At 75.7% G+C, this 21,441-nt stretch carries 23 protein-coding genes; 16 read left to right on the top strand and 7 right to left on the bottom strand.

Features of this window, described 5'->3' with window-relative positions; genetic code table 11:
- Window position 1: 1 nt before the first annotated feature.
- The gene (locus ACGFI2_RS26285; protein ID WP_393521724.1) at window positions 2-367 is read right to left on the bottom strand and encodes an STAS domain-containing protein; all 366 of its coding nucleotides are present in this window, start codon (window positions 365-367) and stop codon (window positions 2-4) included.
- Window positions 368-592: 225 nt separating this feature from the next.
- On the opposite strand from ACGFI2_RS26285, the gene ACGFI2_RS26280 reads away from it, so the two are divergent.
- The 6 genes from ACGFI2_RS26280 to ACGFI2_RS26255 all read left to right on the top strand — a co-directional run bounded on the left by ACGFI2_RS26280 (window position 593) and on the right by ACGFI2_RS26255 (window position 4,877).
- Complete coding sequence (locus tag ACGFI2_RS26280; protein WP_393521722.1) at window positions 593-2,356, top strand: SpoIIE family protein phosphatase; 1,764 nt, start codon at window positions 593-595, stop codon at window positions 2,354-2,356.
- The gene (locus tag ACGFI2_RS26275) at window positions 2,353-3,294 is read left to right on the top strand and encodes a B12-binding domain-containing protein (protein WP_393521720.1); all 942 of its coding nucleotides are present in this window, start codon (window positions 2,353-2,355) and stop codon (window positions 3,292-3,294) included. Before ACGFI2_RS26280 ends, ACGFI2_RS26275 begins: the two co-directional genes overlap by 4 nt.
- On the top strand, window positions 3,246-3,404 hold the full coding sequence (locus ACGFI2_RS26270; protein ID WP_393521718.1) for a hypothetical protein: 159 nt from the start codon (window positions 3,246-3,248) through the stop codon (window positions 3,402-3,404). The genes ACGFI2_RS26275 and ACGFI2_RS26270 overlap by 49 nt, the downstream gene beginning before the upstream one ends.
- A 76-nt stretch (window positions 3,405-3,480) precedes the next feature.
- Window positions 3,481-3,828 (top strand): STAS domain-containing protein, encoded by a 348-nt coding sequence (locus ACGFI2_RS26265; protein WP_393521716.1) that lies wholly within the window; start codon window positions 3,481-3,483, stop codon window positions 3,826-3,828.
- A 70-nt stretch (window positions 3,829-3,898) separates the two neighbouring features.
- Complete coding sequence (locus ACGFI2_RS26260) at window positions 3,899-4,345, top strand: response regulator (RefSeq protein WP_393521714.1); 447 nt, start codon at window positions 3,899-3,901, stop codon at window positions 4,343-4,345.
- A gap of 118 nt (window positions 4,346-4,463) precedes the next feature.
- Window positions 4,464-4,877, top strand: a complete 414-nt coding sequence (locus ACGFI2_RS26255; RefSeq protein ID WP_393521712.1) for an ATPase — start codon at window positions 4,464-4,466, stop codon at window positions 4,875-4,877.
- A gap of 66 nt (window positions 4,878-4,943) precedes the next feature.
- Here ACGFI2_RS26255 and ACGFI2_RS26250 read toward each other — a convergent pair whose 3' ends face one another.
- Window positions 4,944-5,780 (bottom strand): hypothetical protein, encoded by an 837-nt coding sequence (locus ACGFI2_RS26250; RefSeq protein ID WP_393521710.1) that lies wholly within the window; start codon window positions 5,778-5,780, stop codon window positions 4,944-4,946.
- A gap of 329 nt (window positions 5,781-6,109) precedes the next feature.
- Here ACGFI2_RS26250 and ACGFI2_RS26245 point away from each other — a divergent pair, with 329 nt between their 5' ends.
- Entirely contained in the window at window positions 6,110-7,060 is a 951-nt protein-coding gene (locus ACGFI2_RS26245; protein ID WP_393521708.1) for an endonuclease/exonuclease/phosphatase family protein, read from the top strand.
- 9 nt (window positions 7,061-7,069) lie between these two features.
- Here ACGFI2_RS26245 and ACGFI2_RS26240 read toward each other — a convergent pair whose 3' ends face one another.
- Both ACGFI2_RS26240 and ACGFI2_RS26235 read right to left on the bottom strand, forming a co-directional pair.
- The gene (locus ACGFI2_RS26240; protein WP_393521706.1) at window positions 7,070-7,498 is read right to left on the bottom strand and encodes an OsmC family protein; all 429 of its coding nucleotides are present in this window, start codon (window positions 7,496-7,498) and stop codon (window positions 7,070-7,072) included.
- 76 nt (window positions 7,499-7,574) lie between these two features.
- Window positions 7,575-8,522: a serine/threonine-protein kinase gene (locus tag ACGFI2_RS26235; RefSeq protein ID WP_393521704.1), complete on the bottom strand. Its 948-nt coding sequence runs from the start codon at window positions 8,520-8,522 to the stop codon at window positions 7,575-7,577.
- 136 nt (window positions 8,523-8,658) lie between these two features.
- Here ACGFI2_RS26235 and ACGFI2_RS26230 point away from each other — a divergent pair, with 136 nt between their 5' ends.
- Window positions 8,659-8,883, top strand: coding sequence for a hypothetical protein (locus tag ACGFI2_RS26230; RefSeq protein ID WP_393521702.1), 225 nt, complete (start codon window positions 8,659-8,661; stop codon window positions 8,881-8,883).
- A 13-nt stretch (window positions 8,884-8,896) separates the two neighbouring features.
- Here ACGFI2_RS26230 and ACGFI2_RS26225 read toward each other — a convergent pair whose 3' ends face one another.
- Entirely contained in the window at window positions 8,897-9,694 is a 798-nt protein-coding gene (locus ACGFI2_RS26225) for an alpha/beta fold hydrolase (protein WP_393521700.1), read from the bottom strand.
- Entirely contained in the window at window positions 9,691-10,584 is an 894-nt protein-coding gene (locus ACGFI2_RS26220) for an SDR family oxidoreductase (protein ID WP_393521698.1), read from the bottom strand. Before ACGFI2_RS26220 ends, ACGFI2_RS26225 begins: the two co-directional genes overlap by 4 nt.
- Window positions 10,585-10,712: 128 nt before the next feature.
- On the opposite strand from ACGFI2_RS26220, the gene ACGFI2_RS26215 reads away from it, so the two are divergent.
- The 5 genes from ACGFI2_RS26215 to ACGFI2_RS26195 all read left to right on the top strand — a co-directional run bounded on the left by ACGFI2_RS26215 (window position 10,713) and on the right by ACGFI2_RS26195 (window position 17,205).
- Complete coding sequence (locus tag ACGFI2_RS26215) at window positions 10,713-11,453, top strand: response regulator transcription factor (RefSeq protein ID WP_393521757.1); 741 nt, start codon at window positions 10,713-10,715, stop codon at window positions 11,451-11,453.
- A complete protein-coding gene (locus ACGFI2_RS26210) occupies window positions 11,431-12,924 on the top strand; it encodes an ATP-binding protein (RefSeq protein ID WP_393521696.1) in 1,494 nt (497 codons plus the stop codon). Before ACGFI2_RS26215 ends, ACGFI2_RS26210 begins: the two co-directional genes overlap by 23 nt.
- Window positions 12,925-12,969: 45 nt before the next feature.
- Window positions 12,970-15,165, top strand: a complete 2,196-nt coding sequence (locus ACGFI2_RS26205; protein WP_393521694.1) for a glycosyltransferase family 39 protein — start codon at window positions 12,970-12,972, stop codon at window positions 15,163-15,165.
- Between the two features lie 3 nt (window positions 15,166-15,168).
- On the top strand, window positions 15,169-16,392 hold the full coding sequence (locus ACGFI2_RS26200) for a glycosyltransferase (protein ID WP_393521692.1): 1,224 nt from the start codon (window positions 15,169-15,171) through the stop codon (window positions 16,390-16,392).
- 93 nt (window positions 16,393-16,485) lie between these two features.
- Window positions 16,486-17,205 carry a helix-turn-helix domain-containing protein gene (locus ACGFI2_RS26195; protein ID WP_393521690.1) on the top strand — a complete coding sequence of 240 codons (720 nt, stop codon included), beginning with the start codon at window positions 16,486-16,488 and terminating at the stop codon, window positions 17,203-17,205.
- 32 nt (window positions 17,206-17,237) lie between these two features.
- On the opposite strand, the gene ACGFI2_RS26190 is transcribed toward ACGFI2_RS26195, so the two are convergent.
- Window positions 17,238-17,636, bottom strand: coding sequence for a VOC family protein (locus ACGFI2_RS26190; RefSeq protein WP_393521688.1), 399 nt, complete (start codon window positions 17,634-17,636; stop codon window positions 17,238-17,240).
- Between the two features lie 182 nt (window positions 17,637-17,818).
- Here ACGFI2_RS26190 and ACGFI2_RS26185 point away from each other — a divergent pair, with 182 nt between their 5' ends.
- Genes ACGFI2_RS26185 through ACGFI2_RS26175 form a run of 3 tightly spaced genes read left to right on the top strand, consistent with a single transcriptional unit; the run spans window position 17,819 to window position 21,423 of the window.
- Window positions 17,819-17,968 (top strand): hypothetical protein, encoded by a 150-nt coding sequence (locus ACGFI2_RS26185; protein ID WP_343441732.1) that lies wholly within the window; start codon window positions 17,819-17,821, stop codon window positions 17,966-17,968.
- A 4-nt stretch (window positions 17,969-17,972) separates the two neighbouring features.
- Window positions 17,973-19,388 carry a methyltransferase domain-containing protein gene (locus ACGFI2_RS26180; protein ID WP_393521685.1) on the top strand — a complete coding sequence of 472 codons (1,416 nt, stop codon included), beginning with the start codon at window positions 17,973-17,975 and terminating at the stop codon, window positions 19,386-19,388.
- The gene (locus ACGFI2_RS26175; RefSeq protein ID WP_393521683.1) at window positions 19,381-21,423 is read left to right on the top strand and encodes a sulfatase-like hydrolase/transferase; all 2,043 of its coding nucleotides are present in this window, start codon (window positions 19,381-19,383) and stop codon (window positions 21,421-21,423) included. Before ACGFI2_RS26180 ends, ACGFI2_RS26175 begins: the two co-directional genes overlap by 8 nt.
- Window positions 21,424-21,441: the final 18 nt, after the last annotated feature.

Raw genomic sequence — 21,441 nt, 5'->3', positions numbered from 1 at the left:
GTCACGCGGACGCGGCCGAGCGGGACGCGGACCGCCCGTCGGCCGGCGGGCGGTCCAGCAGACCGGTGACCCCGGTCATGTCGAGGATGGTCGCCAGGAAGCGCGGGACCGCCCGCAGCGCGATCGCCGTCCCGATCTGCTGCCCCTCGCGCCAGGCGTGCACGATCACGGACAGGCCGGTGCTGTCCAGGAAGTTCAGCCCGCCGAAGTCGAGCACCAGCACCGCGGGCCGACCGGCCAGCAGGCGGTCGACCTCGGCGCGCAGCGGCGCCGCGGTGGAGTAGGCCAGGTCGCCGCCGACGCTGATGACCGGGGTGGCCGGGTCGGAGCGGTCCACGGAGATGCTCAGCGGTGCGGCTTCGGGCATTCTCCGTTGGGAAACCACCATCACGCCTTTCCGCAGGCTGCCGGCCGGGCAGGGACGACCGGATCGTAACAATGCCGGGCCCGGGCCGCTCGGCGCGTGCCGGACCGCCGCGACGTCGTCGAGTGGCGGTCGGGGCGTACCGGCGTAGGGTGGGGTGACGAGATCGACCACAGGCGCCGCCCCCGGCGCCCCGCGGATGTCGACGAGGAGAGTGGGGCTCAGCTGGTGACTGCTGCCGACGTCAGGGGTTCCGACCCGGGCGACGGACGGATCTCCACGCCGAGGGCCGCACGGGCTCGGATGTGGTCCGCCGCTACCGCGACGACGTCCGCGCTCCCGCCGCTGGCCCCCGACCACGACCTCGCCGCCGTCCCGGACTGGTCCGAGGTGGTGGAGCACTTCCGCGAAGGGCTCATCGTCTGCGACGCCGACGGCGTGGTGCGGCAGTTGAGTCCGGTCGCGGAGCGGCTCGTGCCCGAGGTGGTGCCCGGCGAGGTGCTCGCCGCCGCCGGGGTGGCGCCGCTGCGCGGCGACGGTCCGGCCGAGTTCACCCACCACGGGCGGCGACTGCGCCTGCGTCCGGTGCCGCTCTCCTCGGCCCGGCGTTGCTGGTACGTCGAGGACGTCACCGAGAGCGTCAGCCGGGCCGACGCGCTGCTCGCCGAGCGGGCCCGCTCGCTCTTCCTCGCCGTGGTCGGCGACAAGCTCGGTAATCCGCTGCACCCCGACCGTGCCGCGGCCGCCGTGGCCCGGCTCGCCGTGCCCACGGTCGCCGACGTGGCCGTGCTGGTGCTGGCGCCCCGATCCGGCCGGGCCCGCTGGTGGCGGGCGGTGCGCGCGGATGACGAGGCCCCCGCCGTGGACAACGGCGTGCTGCCGGCCACGGCGCTGCCCGCGGCGATCGAGACCGGTCTCGCCGGCACCGAGCCGCACGCGCTCGACTGGCTGGTCGAGCAGGCCGCCGAGGCGGGCTGGTTGCCCGGCCTCGACGTGCCCGGCGCGACCGCCCGGGTGGTGCCGCTGCCCGGCCGGGAGGCCCCGGCCGGGGTGCTGCTGGTGGCCCGCCGCGCCGGCCGCTGGTACGACGAGGCCGACGTCGACCTGGTCCGCGCGTTCGCGGCCCGGGCCGGGGCGGCGCTGACCACCGCGATGCTCTACCGCGACCAGGCCGAGGTCGCCGACACCCTGCAGGCCAGCCTGCTGCCGGTCGAGCCGGCGGCGGCCCCGGGCGTGCAGTGGGGCACCGCCTACCGGCCGGCGCAGGCCGGGCTGCGCATCGGCGGCGACTTCTACGGTTCGCACCGGCTCGCCGACGGTGGTTCGGTCTTCTTCCTGGGCGACGTGTCCGGCAAGGGCGTGGAGGCGGCGGTCTTCACCGGCCAGCTCCGCCAGTGCCTGCACGCCCTGCACCGGGTCGAGGCACAGCCGGGACGGCTGCTGAAGCTGCTCAACGACGCGCTGCTGGAGACCACCCAGGCTCACGGGCAGGGCCGCTTCGCCACCATGGTGCTCGGGGTGACCCGCCCGCACCGCGACGGCGGGCTGACCCTGGCCCTGGCCGGCGGCGGCCACCTGCCGCCGCTGGTGCTGCGCGAGTCCGGCGAGGTCGAGGTGGTGCCGTTGCGCGGTATGCTGATCGGCGTGGTGCCGGATCCGCGGATCGGCGAGACCACCGTGCACCTGGCGCCCGGGGAGACCTGCCTGCTCTACAGCGACGGGGTGACCGAGGCGCGCGGCGGATGGCGCGGCGACGAGCAGTTCGGCGCCGACCGGCTGCTCAACGCGGTGACCGGCTGCCACCGGATGCCCGCGCCGGCGTTGGCCGAGCGGGTCGAGCAGGTGACCTGTGACTGGCTCGCCCACGGCGACCACGACGACATCGCGGTGCTCGCGCTGCGGGCCACCGGCCCGGCCGGTCGGGCGTCCCGTCACCTGCACGCGGTGCCGGAGCCGAGGAGAGCCGACCGATCGACGGAGCTGCCCGCGTGAGCGCGACCACCACCGGGGCCGACCCGGCCCTTGCCTTTCCCGGCTACCTGGCGTGCCTGGCCGAAGCCGACGAGCAGGCCGCCGTGGCGGTGGCCCGAGGGCTGCTGGAGGCGGGCGCGCCGGCCGAGCGGGTGCTGCTCGACCTGGTCGCGCCGGCCCAGGCCGAGGTGGGGGAGCGGTGGGCGCGCAACGAGTGGAGCGTGGCCCAGGAGCACGCCGCCACCCACATCAGCGAGCGGGTGGTGGCCGCGGTGGCCGGGTACGCCGATCCCCGCCCGACCCGCGGCCGGATCGTGATGGCCTGCATGGACGGTGAGTGGCACGCGCTGCCGGCCCGGCTGGTCGCCGAGGTGCTGCGGCTGCGCGGCTGGCAGGTCGTCTTCCTCGGCGCCAGCGTCCCCGCCGCGCACCTGGTGTCCTACCTGCACCGTTACGACGCCGACGCGGTGGCGTTGGCCTGCGCGCTGCCGATGCGGTTGCCGCACGCCCACCGGATGATCGAGGCGTGCCGCCGCTCGGACGTGCCGGTGGTGGTGGGCGGGCGTGGCTTCGGCGCGGACGGCCGCTGGGCCCGGGTGCTCGGCGTGTCGTGGGCGCCGGACGCGCCGGGCGCGGCCGACCTGGTCGCCGACGACCGGGCGCTGCGCGCGGCGCCGGCGGCGCGGCTGGACCACCTGGCCGACGACGAGTACGCCAGCCTGGTCAAGCGCCGCGCGGAGCTGATCGACAGCGCGCTGGCCGACCTGCGTGAGCGGGTGCCGGCGGTGGCCGACTACACCCGGCGCAGCTCGACTCCACGGTCGCGGATCTGGGCTACATCGTCGACTTCCTGGCCGCCGCGCTGTACGTCGACGATCGGACGCTGTTCGCCGAGTTCGTGGAGTGGCTGGTGGAGATCCTGGTCAGCCGGGGCGTGCCGGCCGGCGCGGTCGCCCTGACGCTTGACCACTACGGACACCAGCTGCGTGACTTCCCCCGTGCGTCCGGCTTCCTCGACCGGGGGCGTGCCGTGGTCGGGGGACTGTCGGCGGCGGCCGTGGGCCGCTGACTCGCGAACGCTCCGATGCCCCCTATACTTGCTGCACTGCAAGGGTTCGCCTGTGGTGGGAGCGAGAGGGGCCACGGTGACGTTCACCGTCACGTACGCCCAGCGGGGCGAGGCCGGCGCCGGTCTGCGGCTAGTCGGTGAACTCGACCTGGGCACGGCCGGCGAGCTGAACACGGCGATCGACCGGCTGGTCGCCGAGGGCCGCCGTGAGCTGCTGCTGGACCTCACCGAGCTGACGTTCTGCGACTCGACCGGCATCGCCGCCTTCGTCCGGGGGGACAACCTCGTCGCCGTCGACGGCGGCTGGTTGCGGCTGACCGGGGCGACCGGCCGGGTGGCCCGGGTGCTCCAGGTGACCGGCCTGGCCGAGGTGCTCGCACACCGCCGTGACGCGGTCGACCCGACGGCGTCGGCCAGCTCCTGATCGGATAGATTTTCCCGCCAGCGGCCGGCCGTGGGGCCGGTGCCCTCCTCGAGACGAAGCAGGTAGTCCCATGGGTCAGCCCAGCCCCAACCCCGTTCGCATCCTGGTGGTGGACGACGACCCGGGTGACGTCCTGATGATCGAGGAGGCGCTCGAGGAGTCGGACGTCGAGAAGGTCATCGACGTGGTCGCCGACGGCGAGGAGGCGATGGAGTTCCTGCGCCGCGAGGGCCGGCACACCGAGGCGCAGCGGCCGGACGTCATCCTGCTCGACCTGAACATGCCCCGGATGGACGGGCGGCAGGTGCTCGGCGAGGTCAAGCAGGACGAGAACCTGCGGACCATCCCGATCGTCGTGCTGACCACCTCCAACGCGGACACCGACGTGGTCAGCAGCTACACGCTCCAGGCCAACGCGTACGTGACCAAGCCGATCGACCTGGACGACTTCAACGACGTGGTGCGTCGCATCGACGAGTTCTTCGGCCGGGTGGTCGTGCTCCCGAAGCACGCCTGACGGCCCGGAGGTTCGGGCCTGGCGGATACTGAACATTTTGCGCGAACGGCCGTCCCCGGCCTCGTCCGCCCCGCAGGATCGTCGGTGGGGGACGTAGGCGGCTGCCTGGGGGGCGACGATGAGGTTCTCGGTGGTGGAGTCCGGTTACGACCGGCGCCAGGTGGATTCCTGCCTGGACGAGCTGGATCTCCAACTGGGCCGGCTGGCGGCGCGCGTGGAGGGCGCGACGGGCACCGGCCGGGAGTGGGACCAGATCCGGTTGGACGCCCGGCACCTCGGTGATTTCCTCCGGCGCCGTGCCGCGCCGGCCGAGGACGCGTCCGCCGCCGATCCGTCCGCCGCCGATCGGCAGGCCGCCGCCCTGCTGGCCCGTGCCCGCGCCGAGCTGGAGGCCGCCCGGGACGAGGCCCGCCGGGTGCGGGAGGAGGCGTACGCGGAGGCGGTGCGGGCACGTCGCGAGTTCGAGGCCGCGTTGCTGGCCCGCCGCCGCCACGAGGCCCGCGTCGAGGACATCCTCTCCGGCGTCCGGTGAGGAAGGGCCCCTTGTCAACGCCTCGGGTAGCGGCGGGGCCCCCGCTCGACACGTGCGGGCGCACAGTCAGGTGAGCGCCGCCACCACGGCGGCGGCCCGGTCCTCGTGCTTGGCGTAGGCGTCGGGGTAGGCGGACACCTGCACCGCCTGGGCCGCGCCGGTGACGCTCATGTCCTCCCAGCCGGGCACCTCGGCCAGCGCGGTGAAGAACGCGCGGGCCGCGTACGCCGGCCCCATGAGCTGGGCGACCGTGCCCCAGCCGCTGCTCGGGCGCTGCTGGAACAGCCCGACCGAGTCGTGGTCGGAGCCGCTGCCCTGGTGCGGGTAGTCGAACGACTCGGGCAGCACGTCGCTGGCCAGGTTGTGGAGGTCGCTCTCCTGCATGGCGGTGGCCACCGCCACCACCAGTGCCCGGCGGGGGAGTTTCATGTCCCTCCCGACGTCGACGACTGCCTTGGCGTTGTCCATCTGCCGTTGGTCGAGGCCGGCGACGGGACGGGGGTGCGCGGGACGGACGGCCTTCCTCGGCGCCTTCCTCCGGGTCGGCGCGGGGCTCGGCGTCACCGCCGGGGCGGGCGGCGCCGGCGCGGCGACCGGCGGCGCGGCGCGGGTGAAGTCGCGGGAGGCCCGCTGCTCGGTGACGGCCCGGTCGGCCAGGGCCTCGCGGACCTTTAGGTTCGGCGGCGCGGCCTCGCCGACGCCGACCACGCCGACCAGACCGAGGCAGCAGGTCACTCCGGTGGCGACCGCGATCCGGCCGGGGACGGAGCGTCCCGGGCCGCGACGGGGCGGTTCCGGGGCGCGGTGCCGTCCCACTCTCCGTTCGGCCGATGTCGGGTCGATCGTTCGGCGAACCGGGCGCTCTGCGGACGGTGGCTGGGGATCGGAGTGGTCGGGGTGCACCCGCCGAGGCTAGAGATCCTCCCGCCGCTTGCCATCGGGCTACTTGGTGGGATGCGCCACACTTTGCCGGAATCCGCCCCCGCATTACCGTCGGTGGATCGCAAACGGCGCCAACCTCTCGTCTCCGAAAAGCCTTTGATGTCGGTTCTGTCGGTAGGAAAGGTGCTCCCGGTGGGGCGCGACACCGACGTCCGCAGCCTCGTCCGTTCGGCCGAGGGCCCGCCGTTCACCTGGTCCGCCACCGCACACCGGCCCACCGATGCCACCGGCCGGCCCGGGTACCCGAATCGGTCGCACGGAACGCCCGGCCGCTCGATACGATCCGGACGGTGACGGGGCAGATGGTCGACGAGCGGGCCGCCGGCGAGCCCGCCGGGCGGCGGGGCCGGCGGGGGATGGTCGTCGTCGCCTGCGCCGTGCTGCTCACCGTGCTCCTCGTCGGGCACCGGGCGGTGCCCAACGTGCAGGGCCTGGGCAGCCTGGTCGACAGCGCCACCCCGCTGCTCGGTCTCGGCGTACCCCTGCTCGGGCTGGCGGCGCTGCTGCGCCGCTCCCGCCGGGCGCTGCTCGCCACCCTGCTGCCGGCGCTGGTCTGGGCCGGGCTCTACGGCCGCGCGTGGCTGCCCCCGGCCGCCGGCGCCGACGGCACCTCGGTGCGGGTGGCCAGCCAGAACCTGCGCGCCGGCAATCCCGACCCGGCCGCCACCGTCGACGCGCTGGCCGGCGGGTCCCCCGACCTGATCGGGCTCCAGGAGGTCGACGACGACGAGCGGATGGCGCCCGCCCTGTCCGGTCGCTACCCGCACCGCACGGCCGTCTCCACCGTCGCGCTGTGGAGCCGCTGGCCGATCCGTGAGGCCCACGGCGTGGACACCGGGCTGGGCTGGGACCGGGCCCTGCGCGCCGTGGTGGCCGCCCCGCCGGGCGACCTGACGGTGTACGTCGTGCACCTGGGCTCCGCCCGGGCCGGGCACACCGCCACCCGGGACGAGACGGTCGGGGCGCTGGCCCGCACGGTCCGCGCCGATCCGGCCGAGCGGCTGGTGGTGCTCGGCGACCTGAACACGGCCACCACCGACCGGGCCTTCGCCCCGCTGACCCGGCTGCTCGGCGACGCCCAGGCCGAGGCCGGGCAGGGCTTCGGCTTCACCTGGCCGGCGGAGGTCCCGCTGACCCGGCCGGACCACGTCCTCTACCGAGGGCTCACCCCGACCACGGCCGGCGTCGTACACACCCCGGACACCGACCACCGCGCGGTGACCGCGGGCTTCCGTTGGTGAGACGACCGCTCAGTGCCGGCCGCTCTCGGCCGGGGTGACCGTGAGCCGGTGACGGCTCGGGTCGCTGCTGGAGAACGGCCAGAGCCGGTCGGCGTACGCGACCAGATCGGACAGTTGCTCTCGGGTGAGCCCGGCCGAGGAGATCTCGGCGTGCACGTCGGCCCGGTAGCGGCCGTCGTCGTCGCGGCCCAGCTTCGCCTCCGCGGTCACCTGCACGGTGTGCGCCTCGTCGGTGATCTCCCCGGCCGCCTCGACGGCGGCGTGGTGCAGGCACGAGGCGAACGCGGCGGCCAGGAGCTGTTCCGGCGTCAGACCGGTGCAGTGCGGCGCCAGCGGGGACGCCAGGGCGGAGGAGAAACCGCCGTCGTCGGTGCGTACGTGGCCACCCGCCGCGGTCGCCGTGGCCGACTCGGCCAGCCAGGAACTCGGATCCGGCATCGCGTGCCTCCCGTCACTCACCGGCCGGTGTTCCCGGCCCCCGACCGGCGAAACCGCGGCCGGGCCGGGAGTGCGGTCAGCGGATCCGGCCGCTCGTGGCGGCGTCCACGGCCATCGCCTCGGTCGCCTCGGCGGCGGCCCGGCCGGTCCACGGCGACACCTCAGGGATCCGCTGGCGGGGCAGCACCACGGTCATCGGCACGTAGATCCGCGCGTCCACCGCCTCGGCGAGCAGCAGCGCGGCCATCGGGCTGGTCGGGCGCGCGGCCGGATCGGAGTCGAGGCAGCGCTCGCACAGCTCCGCCACCTCGGCCGGCAGCCCGGGAACCTCCGGCAACGGCCGGGGCGGCAGGCGGCGGCGCACGCCGAGCAACTGGGTGGTGCTGGCGGCCTCGTAGGGCAGCCGGCCGGTCAGGCAGTAGTAGAGCAGCACGCCGAGCGCGTACATGTCGGCGGCCGGGGTCGCCGGTTGCCGGTCGAGCTGCTCCGGGGCCAGGTAGGCCGGCGTGCCCACCACGATCCCCTCCGGCGCCTGGTCGGGTGCGCCGGCCGGGGTGGCGATGCCGAAGTCGAGCACCTTCACGCCCGACGGGGTGAGGATCACGTTCGCCGGTTTCACGTCCCGGTGCACGATGCCGTGCCCGTGCGCGGCGGCCAGCGCGGCACACACCTCGGCGCAGACCCGCACCGCGATGCGCCAGTCCAGCGGACCGGCGCGCAGGTGCGCGGCGAGCGTCTCACCCTCGGCCAGTTCCATCACGATGTACGGAACCGGGCGTCCGTCCGGCAGCGTGGCGGTGCCGAAGTCGTGCACGCTCGCGACGTTCGGGTGCACCAGCCGGGCCGCCGAGCGGGCCTCGGCCCGGATCCGTTCCACCGAGCCGGCGTCGCCGTCGAGCCCGGGTGAGATCACCTTGATCGCGACGGTCCGGTCCAGCACGCGGTCGTGGGCCCGCCAGACCTCGGACATGCCACCCAGCGCGGCTCGCTGTTCGAGCTCGTACCGCCCGCCCAGCGTCCTCATCGACCACTCCTCGTCCTCATCCCGATCCCCCGGGTTCCGCTACCCCGGGCCCGAGCTGCGCAAACCGCCGGGAACGGGTGGGCCGCCGGGGTAGCTTCGCGAGCGGGGGTGTCGACACCGGAACGGAGGGTGAGCGGTGGCGCTGGTGCGCGTGCGGTTCGTCGGCGGGCCGGCCGACGACCTGGTCCGGGATCTGCCGGCCGAGCCGGACGGCGCGCCACCGGCCCGCTGGATCCTGCGCCACCCCGACCAGCCGGCCGACGGCGTGGCGGACCACCTCTACGAACGTGGCGTACGGGCCGGGCCGGACGGCTGGACCATGCGCTTCGTGCGCACCGACCCGTTCGGCGCGACCGAGTGAACCGGCGGCCGGCTCAGGTCGGTCGGAGCCCGGTGGTGCCGAGGATGACCGAGGCGACCAGCTCCGGGTCGTCGTGCATCGGCACGTGCCCGCAGCCGGGCAGGTCCAGGTGCCGCGCGGTGGGCAGCCGGGTGCGGGCCAGCGCCGCCTGCCGGTGGGGCAGGATCCGGTCCCGGGTGCCCCACGCGACGGTCACCGGGACGGTGGGCGCGCCGGCGAACGCGTAGCCCCGGCCGGCCCGGGCGACCGCGCGGAACGCGCGCGCCTCGCGCAACGCGCGGGCGTCGGCGAGCGCCACGTCGAGCGCCATCCGGTTCGGCCGGGCCAGGAGCATGCCCATGGCCAGGGCTCGCAGCGCCGGCGCGGCGAACAGGTGACGCAGCACCGGCTCGGGCAACCGGGCCGCGTTGCGGTGCAGGGTGAGCACGGTGAGCGCCCAGCGCAGCTCGCGCGGGGTGCAGAAGCCGGCCGGCGACAGCGCGGTCGCCGAGGAGACCGCGCCGGCCGCGGCCAGTTCCAGCGCGATGGCTCCGCCGAGGCTGTTGCCGGCCACGTGCGGCCGGTCCAGCGCGAGCGCGGCGAACAGCTCGACCATGCCGGTCACCAGCGCGGGCATGTCGGCGGGCAGGCCGGCGGCGGGCACCGGGGACCGTCCGAAGCCGGGCAGGTCGACGGCGATCACGTCGTGGGTCTCGGCGAGCCGGTCGAGCACCGGCAGCCAGGCGCCGGAGTGGTGACCGATGCCGTGCAGCAGCACCAGCGTCGGCCCGGCGCCGCGTCGCTCGAAGACCACCTCCACCGGCGTGCTCACCGCCGTGACCCCGGGGTGCTCGCCCCGAAACCGCGGCCCAGCGACCGGGCCTGCTCCTCGATCAGCGGCACGGTGACCCGGGCGGTCCGCCGGACCAGCCGGTCGGCCAGCGGGCTGACCAGCAGCGACCGCACCGCCTGCACCGCGCCCACGGCACGCGGCACGTAGACCCGGCGGCTGCGGCGCTCGATCGCCCGGACGAACGCCTCGGCGCACTCGGTGACCGTGGTGTTGCGCCGCATCGGCCAGGGCAGCCGCGCCAGCGCCGTGTCGAACGCCGGCAGGTCGGCCCGGGCCTCCCGGACCAGGTCGGTGTCCACCCAGGAGGGATGCGCGGTGCCCACGGCCACCCCGCGGTGTGCCAGCTCCAGCCGGACGGCGGTGCCGAAGTGCTCGACGCCGGCCTTGGAGGCGCAGTAGGCGGCCATGCCGGGCAACGCGGCGAACGCCGCGGCCGAGGAGACGATCAGCAGGTAGCCGCCGCGGTCGATCAGCGCCGGCACGGTGGCCGCCGCCGTGCGCATCACCCCGATCAGGTTGACCTCGACGGTGCGCGCGAGCGCCTCGACGTCACCCACGGCGATGGTGCCCCGGTTGGCGACGCCGGCGTTGGCCACCACCGCGTCGATCCCGCCGAGCGCGGCGACCGTGCCGTCGACCGCCGCGGTCAGCGCGGCCTGGTCGGTCACGTCGGCGGCGAACCAGACGTGCCCGGGACCGAGTTCGGCGGCGAGCGCGGCGAGCCGGTCGGGTTCCAGCCCGACCAGCGAGAGTCGCGCGCCACGGGCCGCGGCGAGCCGGGCGGTGTGCGCGCCGATGCCCCGGGCCGCCCCGGTCACCAGCACCACCCGGCCGGCCAACCGGCCGCCGGGACGACCGTCGATGGACATGCCGGTAAGTTACCACCGGGTAGCCTGCCGGGGAAGCCCCGTACGCGCCGCCGCGACCCCGCACAGCTGGTACACAGGATCGGAACAGCGCCGGTACAGCGGGTGCGCCCACGATGGGGAGCATGGTCATGAACGGGCAGGCCGCGCAGGGCCGGATCGAACTGCGCCGACCGGACGGCGAACCGGTGCGGGTGCTGGTGGTCGACGACGAGCCGACCCTCACCGACCTGCTCTCGATGGCCCTGCGCTACGAGGGCTGGCAGGTGAGCACCGCCGGCAACGGGATGGCGGCGATCAGCGCGGCGCGGCAGTTCCGGCCGGACGCGGTGGTGCTCGACGTGATGCTGCCCGACCTGGACGGCTTCCAGGTGCTGCGCCGCCTGCGCGAGCAGTCGCCCAGCGTGCCGGTGCTCTTCCTGACCGCCCGCGACGCGGTGGAGGAGCGGATCGCCGGGCTCACCGTCGGCGGCGACGACTACGTCACCAAGCCGTTCAGCCTGGAGGAGGTGATCGCCCGGCTGCGCGCCCTGCTGCGCCGCTCCGGGTTCGCGGTGGCCGCCCGGGAGGAGGCCGTCCTCACCGTCGGCGACCTCAGCCTCGACGAGGACAGCCACGAGGTCCGACGCGGCGACGACCTGATCACGCTCACCGCCACCGAGTTCGAGCTGCTGCGCTACCTGATGCGCAACCCCCGCCGGGTGCTCAGCAAGGCGCAGATCCTGGACCGGGTCTGGAACTACGACTTCGGTGGCCAGGCCAACGTGGTCGAGCTGTACATCTCGTACCTGCGCAAGAAGATCGACGCCGGCCGGACGCCCATGATCCACACGCTGCGCGGGGCGGGTTATGTCCTCAAGCCCGCCGAGTGACGCGCGCGGGCGGCTGAGACGCCGGCTGGCCGGCTGGTCGCTGCGCCGCCGCCTGGTGCTCTCCGTGGTGGCGCTGCTGGCGCTGGTCAGCGTCGGCATCGGCGGCCTGACCACGGTCGCCCTGCGCCACTTCCTGATCACTCGGATCGACGACCAGCTCACCGGGGGCGAATCGCGCCGGCACGTGCGGCAGCCCTCACCCTTCGAACTGCCGGCGAGCCGGCCGGACAACTTCCGCCCGGGTTTCCCACCCGGCTACCCGGCCGAATCGGTGGCGGCGCGGGTGATCGACGGGAAGGTGGACCTGGCGTTCCGGCAGACGGCCGCGCAGCCGGCCACCGTGCCGGTGGACGAGGTGGCCGCGCTGGCCCGGCTCCGCTCCGGCGACGGGCCGCGCACCGTCGGGCTCGACGGGCGCGGTGACTACCGGGCCGTGGCCCGGCAGATGCCCGACGGCGACATCCTCGTCTTCGCCATCCCGCTGTCCGAGGTCGACGAGACGGTCATGTGGATGGTGGTGGCCCAGGCCGGGGTGATCGGCGCCGGCCTGGTCGTCGCCGGCGGCCTCGGCGCGTTGATCGTGCGGGGCACGCTGCGCCCGCTGAACCGGGTCGCCGCCACCGCCGCCCGGGTCACCGAGCTGCCGTTGGACCGGGGCGAGGTGGCCCTGTCGGTCCGCGTCCCGGCCGCCGACACCGACCCCCGCACCGAGGTCGGGCAGGTCGGCGGCGCGCTCAACCGGATGCTCGGCCACGTCGCCGCCGCGCTCGCCGCGCGGCAGGCCAGCGAGACCCGGGTACGCCAGTTCGTCGCCGACGCCAGCCACGAGCTGCGGACGCCGCTGGCCGCCATCCGGGGCTACGCCGAGGTGGCCCGGCGCGGCCGGCAGGAGGTGCCGCCGGACGTGGCGCACGCGCTGCGCCGGGTCGAGTCGGAGAGCACCCGGATGACCAGCCTCGTCGACGACCTGCTGCTGCTGGCCCGGCTGGACTCCGGCCGCCCGCTCACCGCCGAGCCGGTCGACCTCACCGCCATGGCGGTGAACGCGGTCAGCGACGCGCACGTGGCCGGCCCGGAGCACCGCTGGCAGCTCGACCTGCCGGACGAGCCGCTCACCGTCACCGGCGACGCGCACCGGCTGCACCAGGTGCTGACGAACCTGCTCGCCAACGCGCGGGTGCACACCCCGCCCGGCACCACGGTGACCACCCGGCTGGCGGCCGCGCCGGACGGGGTCGGGCTCAGCGTCACCGACGACGGGCCGGGCATCCCGGAGGACCTGCAACCGGAGGTGTTCGAGCGGTTCGCCCGGGGTGACAGCTCCCGCTCCCGGGCGCACGGCAGCACCGGCCTGGGCCTGGCCATCGTCGCCGCCGTGGTGGAGGCGCACCACGGCCGGGTCGAGGTGGCCAGCCGAGCCGGCCGCACCGCGTTCACCGTGTGGTTGCCGGGATCCACAGCGGAGGCATAGGCGGTTCACGGGCACGCGCCAGTGGGCTCTCCGAGGCTTGCCGGCATGGACAGAACCGAGAGCCTGCTGAACGCGCCGACGGGCGGGCCGCCCGCGACCGTGCCGCCCGCGGCCCCCGTACCCGAGCCGACCTCCACCCCGGCGGACCCGCCGGCCCGCGACCCCCGGTGGGCCCGCCCGGCCCTGCTGGGTCTGCTGACGGCCACCGGGTTGCTCTACCTGTGGGGCCTGGGCGCGTCCGGTTGGGGCAACGCGTTCTACTCGGCGGCCGTTCAGGCCGGGTCGGAGAGCTGGACGGCGTTCTTCTACGGGTCCTCGGACGCGGCCAACTCGATCACGGTGGACAAGACGCCGGCCTCGCTCTGGCTGATGGCGCTCTCGGTGCGCCTCTTCGGGCTGAGCGGCTGGTCGATCCTGGTGCCACAGGCGCTGCTCGGCGTCGCGTCGGTAGGCGTGCTGTACGCGGCGGTCCGCCGCTGGTACGGGCCGGCGGCCGGCCTGCTCGCCGGCGCGGTCCTGGCGCTGACCCCGGTGGCCACGCTGATGTTCCGCTTCAACAACCCCGACGCGCTGCTGGTGTTCCTGCTGCTGGCCGCCGGGTACGCCGTGGTGCGGGCGGTCGAGACCGCGAGCACCCGGTGGATCGCGCTGGTCGGCGTGCTGGTCGGCTTCGGCTTCCTCACCAAGATGCTCCAGGCGTTCCTGGTGGTCCCGGTGTTCGCCGGCGTCTACCTGCTGGCCGCGCCGACCGGCCTCGGGCGGCGGATCCGCCAGCTCCTGCTGGCCGGGCTGGCGGTGCTGGTCTCCGCCGGCTGGTGGGTGGCGATCGTGGAGCTGGTGCCGGCGAGCGCCCGCCCGTACGTCGGCGGCTCGCAGCACAACAGCATCCTGGAGCTGACCCTCGGCTACAACGGCCTGGGCCGGATCACCGGCGACGAGGTGGGCAGCGTCGGCGGGAGCGGCCGGCCGGGCGGCGGGGGCGGGCCGTTCTCCGGTCAGGCCGGCCTGCTGCGGATGTTCGACACCGAGATCGGCGGGCAGATCTCCTGGCTGCTGCCGGCCGCGCTGATCCTGCTGGTGGCCGGCCTGTGGCTGGCCGGGCGGTCGGCGCGTACCGACCGGCGCCGGGCCGGCCTGCTGCTCTGGGGCGGCTGGTTGCTGGTCACCGGGCTGATCTTCAGCTTCATGTCCGGCATCTTCCACGCCTATTACACGGTCGCCCTGGCCCCGGCCGTCGGCGCGCTCGTCGGCATCGGGGTCACCCAGCTCCGACGGGCTCGCACCGCGCCCGGCCGGTGGCGCGGGTACGCCGCCACGCTCGTCCTGGCCGGCGCGCTGGCGGTCACCGCCTGGTGGTCGTGGCGCCTGCTCGGTCGCAGCCCTGCCTGGCAGCCCTGGCTGCGGACCGCCGTGCTGGCCACCGGCCTGACCACCGCCGTGCTCCTGGCCCTCCTCGACGCCCCGGTGACCAAGGCGTTCGCGTCGCGTCGGGCGGCCCGCGGCGACGCGCACCCCTTGATCACCTGGCCCGGGGGTCGGAGGTGGGCGCGGTGGGTGTCGGCGGGGGTGCTGGCGCTCGGGCTCGGTGCCGGGCTGGGCGGGCCGGCGGCGTACGCGCTGCAGACCGCGGCCACTCCGCACACCGGCTCGATCCCGAGCGCCGGCCCGTACGTCGCGGGCGGTTTCGGCCCGGGCGGCCGGGGCGGCTTCCCGGACGGGCGGATGCCGGGCGGCGCGGAGTTCCCCGGCGGCGGGTTCCCGGGCTTTCCGGGCGGCGGCGCCGGACCGGTTCCGGGCGGCACGAACGCCGGCCGCAACGGCGCGTTCCCGGGCTTCCCCGGCGACGGGCGCGGGCAGCGGGGCGGCGGCATGGGCGGGCTGCTCGACGCCCGCGAGCCGAGCGCCGAGATGACCGCGCTGCTCACGGCCGACGCCGCCGACTACACCTGGGTCGCGGCCACGATCGGCTCGAACAACGCCTCCGGCTACCAGTTGGCCACCGGCGAGCCGGTGATGCCGGTCGGCGGCTTCAACGGCAGCGACCCGTCGCCGACGCTGGCGGAGTTCCAGCGGTACGTGGCGGACGGCCGGATCCACTGGTTCCTCGGCGGCGGCGGGTTCCGGGCCGAGGGGGGCAGCAGCGCCTCGGCCGAGATCAGCGCCTGGGTCACCGAGAACTTCACCGCGACCACCGTCGACGGGGTGACCGTGTACGACCTGAGCAGCGGAACGCAGGGCTGAGCGATGATCCTCATGCCGGAGCCCCGGGCCGCCGTGCACGCCCGGCCCACCGCCGACGGCGCCGTGCTGGACGTGGTGGTCCCGGTGCACAACGAGGAGGTCGACCTCGGCCCCTGCGTGCGGCGGCTGCACGCGTACCTGACCGCGCAGTTCCCGTACCCGTTCCGGATCACGGTGGCCGACAACGCCAGCTCCGACGGCACCCGGGCGGTGGCCGAGACGCTCGCCGCCGAACTGCCCGAGGTGGGGGTGCTGCACCTGGCGGAGAAGGGGCGCGGACGGGCGCTGCGGGCCGCCTGGTCCGCCTCGCCGGCGCCGGTGCTCGCGTACCTGGACGTGGACCTCTCCACCGACCTGGCGGCCCTGCCGCCGCTTGTCGCGCCGCTGCTGTCCGGCCACTCCGACCTGGCCATCGGCACCCGGCTGGCGCGCACCAGCCGGGTGGTCCGGGGCGCCAGGCGGGAGGTGATCTCCCGGGGCTACAACCTGCTGCTGCGCGGCACGCTCGCGGTGCGCTTCTCGGACGCGCAGTGCGGGTTCAAGGCGATCCGCGCCGACGTGGCGGCCGAGCTGCTGCCGCTGGTCCAGGACACCGGCTGGTTCTTCGACACCGAGCTGCTGGTCCTGGCCCAGCGGGCCGGGCTGCGGATCCACGAGGTGCCGGTGGACTGGGTGGACGACCCGGACAGCCGGGTCGACGTCGTCGCCACCGCCCTGGCCGACCTGCGCGGCATCGGGCGGCTGGGGCGGGCACTGGTCACCGGCGCGCTGCCGTTGGCGCGACTGCGCGCCCAGCTCGGCCGGGGGCCGCTGCCGGTGCCACCGGCGCAGGTGCCGGTCGGACTGCCCGGCCAGTTCGTCCGCTTCGCCGCGGTGGGGGCGGCCAGCACGCTCGCGTACCTGCTGATCTTCGTGGTGGCCCGCGGCCCGCTCGGCGCGCAACCGGCGAACCTGCTGGCGCTGCTGCTGACCGCGGTGGCCAACACGGCGGCGAACCGGCGGCTGACGTTCGGCGTCACCGGCCGCCGGAATGCCGGGCGGCACCACGCGCAGGGGCTGCTCGCGTTCGCCCTCGGTCTGGCCGTGACCAGCGGCTCGTTGGCGGCTCTGCACGCGGTCACCGCCCCGCCGCGTGCGGTGGAGCTGGCCGTGCTGGTGGCGGCCAACCTCGCCGCCACCGCGCTGCGCTTCCTGCTGCTCCGCCTGGCCATGCACCACCGCCGCTGACCCCGACCCCGTCGATCATGAGGTTGGCGGTCGCGACACGCCGCCGCCCCGGCCGCCGACCTGATGATCGACGGTGGGTGGCAGGGTGGGTGGATGTACCGGGAACGGGCGGCGGTGGGGATCCGGTCGGCGGTGCGGTGGACGAGCGTCTCGTCCGGCGACGGGTCGGTGCGGGTGCTGCCGGACGGCTGCCTGGACCTGCTCTGGTCCAGCCGGGCCGGGCTGCTGGTCGCCGGGCCGGACCGCACCGCGCACCTGTCGCGGTCGGCGCCGGGGGAGCGGTGGATCGGGCTGCGCCTGTCCCCGGGCGTCGGCCCGGCGGTGTTCGGGGTGCCCGCCGAGGAGTTGCGGGACCGCCGCGTCCCGCTCGCCGAGCTGTGGGGCCGCGTCGCCGGCGAACTGGCCGAGCGGGTCGAGGCGGCGACGGCCGGGCCGGGATGGTCGGCGGCGGGCGCCACGATCCTGGAGGAGGTGGCCCGGGCGCGGCTGCGGGCCGCCGGTGGGCCCGACCCGCTCGGCGCGCGGGTGGCCGCCCGGCTGGCCGCCGGGGCGACGGTGGCCGCGACCGCCGCCGAGGTCGGCCTCGGCGCGCGGGCCCTGCACCGGCGCAGCCGGCTCCTCTTCGGGTACGGGCCGAAGACGCTCGCCCGCATCCTGCGCATGGGCCGCGCGCTCGACCTGGCCCGGGGCGGCGCGCCGCTCGCCGAGGTCGCGGTGCGGGCCGGGTACGCCGACCAGGCCCACCTCACCCGCGACGTGCGCGAGCTGACCGGGGCGCCGCCGACTCGGCTGCTCACCCGGACCGTCGACTGACCGGGCGACGGGCGCGGCCCCGCCGCCCCGGATCACCCGGCCGGCAGCGGTGCGAACAGGTCCACGCCGTTGCCGTCCGGGTCGTGCACGACCGCGTACCGCTGGCCCCAGACGGCGTCCCACGGGGGCAGCTCCCCGTGGTGGCCGGCGGCGGTCAGCTCGGCGTACCAGCGGTCCACCTCGGCCGGGTCGGCGCAGCGGAAGGCGAGGCTCATCCGTGAGTTGCCGCCGCTCGGGTCGAAGTCGGGACGGAAGCCGCGGATGGTCTCGACGGTGTCCCAGGCCAGCCGTACCCCGCCCGGCAGGGTGACCTCCACGTGCGGTTCCGCCTCGGCGCCGACCGGGATCGGCAGCCCCAGACGGCGGTAGAAGTCGAGGGTCCGGGCCATGTCGGTGATGACCGTCCCGACGAGATCGAACTGCGGTGTCATGCCGGCCACGGTAGGCGCGCCCGGCCCGGCCCGTCTTGAACGGATCGGACGGACGGGAGTGTCCCGGTGTGCCCGCGCGGTGTCCGGTCGACAGCGTACGGTAGGGGACGAGTCCGGCTTTGAGTAATAAAGCTCGCATACCGGGCCGCGCACCGATGACCGGCGAAGGAAGGGAAGCAGCCGTGACGCACCTGGCCTACCTGGACGCGGGATCCGGCAGTCTCATCGTGCAGGCGGTGGTCGGCGGGGTGGCCGGAGTGGCCGTGGCCGCCAAGCTCTACTGGCGCCGACTGGTCACCCGGTTCCGTCGCCAGCCCACCGACCAGGGCTGACGGCGTGACGGTCCCCGACACCGGCGTCCGCGTCGAACCCGGCTCCTTCCGCGACCCCGGCAACCGGGTCTTCCACCGGGGCGGGGAGGTGCTGCGCGGGCTCGACGAGCGCTCCGCCCGCGACTGGCGGGCGCTGTCCGCCACGGACTTCTTCCGCGACCTCACCGCCGCCGGCCAGCTGGTCGGCACGGAGGAGCTGACGCCGACCCCGGTCGACGCGTCCTGGGCCGCGGTGCTGCGGCACGACCGCATCCCGTTCGTCTCGCACCCCTACGAGTGGTCGTACGCGATGCTGCGCGACGCGGCGCTGCTGCACCTGGACGTGCTGCGCGCCGCGCTGGAGGCCGGCTTCACCACCAAGGACGGTTCGGCCTACAACGTGCAGTGGCACGGCGCCCGCCCGGTGTTCATCGACGTCGGCTCGTTCGAGGCGCTCCGCGAGGGCGAACCGTGGGCCGGCTACCGGCAGTTCTGCCAGACGTTGCTCTACCCGCTGCTGATCCAGGCCCACCTCGGGCTGGACTTCCAGCCGTTCCTGCGGGCCCGCGTCGACGGCGTCGAGCCGGACCAGATGCGGCGGCTGTTCGCCGGGACCCGCCGCTGGCGCGCCGGCGTGCCCACCCACGTGCACCTGCACGGCGCCATGCAGGCCCGCAACTCCGGCGCCAGCACCCGCGACGTCCGCGCCCAGCTGCGCGCCGCCGGGTTCTCCCGCGAGCTGGCCCTGGCCACCGTGCGCGGACTGACCCGGCTGGTCCGCCGCCTCGACCACCGGCCCGGCGACAGCCACTGGTCGGACTACCAGCGCACCTGCGCCTACTCGGTGCCGGACCGGCAGGCCAAGGAGGCCTTCGTCGACCGGGCGGTGGCCGCCGTCGGTCCCGGCTCGGCGCTGGACCTGGGCGCCAACGACGGCCGGTACGCGCGCATCGCGGCCCGGCACGCCGCCCACGTGGTCGCCGTCGAGCAGGACCCGGCCGTGGTCGACACGCTCTACCGCGCGCTGCGCGACGAGCGGGAGCGGCGGATCCTGCCACTGGTCATGGACCTGGCCGACCCGTCGCCCGGCGGCGGCTGGCGGGGCGTCGAGCGGGCCGCGTTCACCGACCGGGCGCGCGCCGACGTGGTGCTCGCCCTGGCCGTCGCGCACCACCTGGCGATCGGCCGGAACGTGCCACTGCCCGATCTGCTCGACCAGCTCGCCGCGCTCACCGAGGCCGGCGGCAGCCTGGTGGTGGAGTTCGTCCACCCGGACGACCCGATGGCCCGCCGGTTGCTGGCAAACAAGCCCGACGGCCTCTTCCCCGACTACCGGCGGGACACGTTCGAGGCGCTGCTGGCCCGGCGCGGCCGGGTGGTGGCCCGCACCGAGCTGCCGTCCGGCACCCGCACCCTCTACCAGGTGGTGGTGGGTGGCTGAGGGCACCCTCGCGCCGCCCCGCGAGCGCCCGACCGAGACCGACCGGCCCCGACGCCCGGGCCGCTGGCGGGCCGAGGCGGCGCGGCTGGCGGAGGTGGTGGCGCTGGTCGGCCTGGTGATCACCCAGCCGCTGTTGGACGTGCTCGGCCGCAGCCCCGACTTCTTCCTGTTCCACCGGGCCTCCCGGGGCGACGTGCTGCTCCTGGTCGCCCTGATCGCGCTGGCGCCGACGCTGCCGTTCGCCGCGCTCGGCGCGCTGGCCCTGCTCGGCGGTCGGGTCACCCGGACCGTGGTGCACACCGTGCTGGTGGGGCTGCTGCTCGCCGCGCTGGCGATCCAAGTCGGCCGGCACCTCACGCCGCTCCGGGGCGTACCGCTGCTGCTGGTGGCCGGCGGGGCGGGCACCGCCGCGGCGGCCGCGCACCGGCGGTGGCGGGCGCTGCGCCGGGTGCTGCGGGTGGCCGCGATCGGCCCGGTGTTCTTCGTCGGGCTGTTCCTGTTCGCGTCGCCGGCCTCGGCGGTGGTGCTGCCCCGGGGCGACGGCGGCGCGGCCGGCGTGGCCGGGGCGGGCGCGCATCCGCCGGTGGTCATGATCGTGCTGGACGAGCTGCCGCTGGTGTCCCTGCTCGGTCCGGACGGGCGGGTCGACGCCACCCGCTATCCGAACTTCGCCGCGCTGGCCGCCGGGTCGACCTGGTACCGCAACGCCACCGGGGTCAGCGGCTGGACGCCCTACGCGTTGCCGGCCATGCTCATCGGCCGCTACCCGGAGCGGGCCGTGGCGCCGCACTACTCGCAGTACCCGGACAACCTGTTCACCGCGCTCGGCGGCCTCTACCGGATCAAGGCCGAGGAGAGCATCACCCGGCTCTGCCCACCCAGCCGCTGCGAGCAGCCGGCCAACCGGCCGCAAGGGCTCGGGGTGCTGACCCGGGAGAGCGGCAAGCTGCTGCGCCAGCTCACCGCGCCGGTGGACAGCCGGGTCGACCCGGAGGACTCCTACCGGGAACAGACCGCGGCCGAGGCCGGGCTGGACGCCGCCGAGCCGGTTCCCGACGACCCCAAGTTCCGCTGGGACACCCTCGACGACAACCAGCCGGCCCGGTTCACCTCGTTCCTCGCCGGGCTGCGCCCCGCCACCCGGCCCACGCTGCACTTCCTGCACCTGCTGATGCCGCACTCGCCGTGGGCGTACCTGCCCTCCGGGGCGCACTACGACGCGCCGGAGGACCTGCCCAACGACGGCGCCGGCTGGGTGGACCTGGCCCGCGCCCGACACCTGGCCCAACTCGGCTACACCGACCGGCTGATCGGCGAGACGCTGCGCACGCTGCGCGCCACCGGCCTCTACGACCAGGCGCTGGTGCTGGTCACCGCGGACCACGGGGTGAGCTTCCGCCAGGACTGGCAGGGGCGGGGGATGGGCGCCATCGACCACGCCGCGAACCAGGTGGCCTGGGTGCCGATGTTCGTCAAGGAGCCCGGCCAGCGCGCCGGCCGGGTGGACGACCGCAACTGGGAGCACGTCGACCTGCTGCCCACGATCGCCGACGAGACCCACGTGCGGGTGCCGTGGCGGATGGACGGCGTCTCGGCCAAGGCCGCCCCGCGCGGGCGGGCCGACAAGCGCTTCTACGACCGGCCCGGGCAGCCGGTGACGATCACCGGCGGGTCGCCCACGCCGGTGCCGCTGCCCACCGCCGACCCGCTGGTGGGCACCCGGGTCGGCGCCGTGCCGACCGGCGGTTCCGCCTCGGTGGCGAACCGGGCCGCGTTCGACGCGGTCGACCCCGGGCGCGGGCTGCCGGCGCTGGTCTGGGGGACCGTGCCCGGCACGGTGCCGGACGGCGCCCGGCTCGCGGTCGCGGTCAACGGCACGGTCGGCGCGGTGGTGCCGGTGGTGCCGCCGGACGCCGGCGGGCGGCGGTTCGCCGCGTTCCTCCCCGACGACCGGCTCTTCGCCGCCGGGGCCAACCGCCTCGACCTCTACCGGATCGGAGCCGGCGGGGCGCTGCGGCGGCTCAACCTGTCCTGATCCGCGCTCCCGGCGGTT

The organism is Micromonospora sp. NPDC049282, assembly GCF_043197045.1.
GTDB lineage: Bacteria > Actinomycetota > Actinomycetes > Mycobacteriales > Micromonosporaceae > Micromonospora.
Note: the sequence above shows the minus strand (reverse complement) of the source record. Positions and strands in the feature narration are given on the sequence as shown.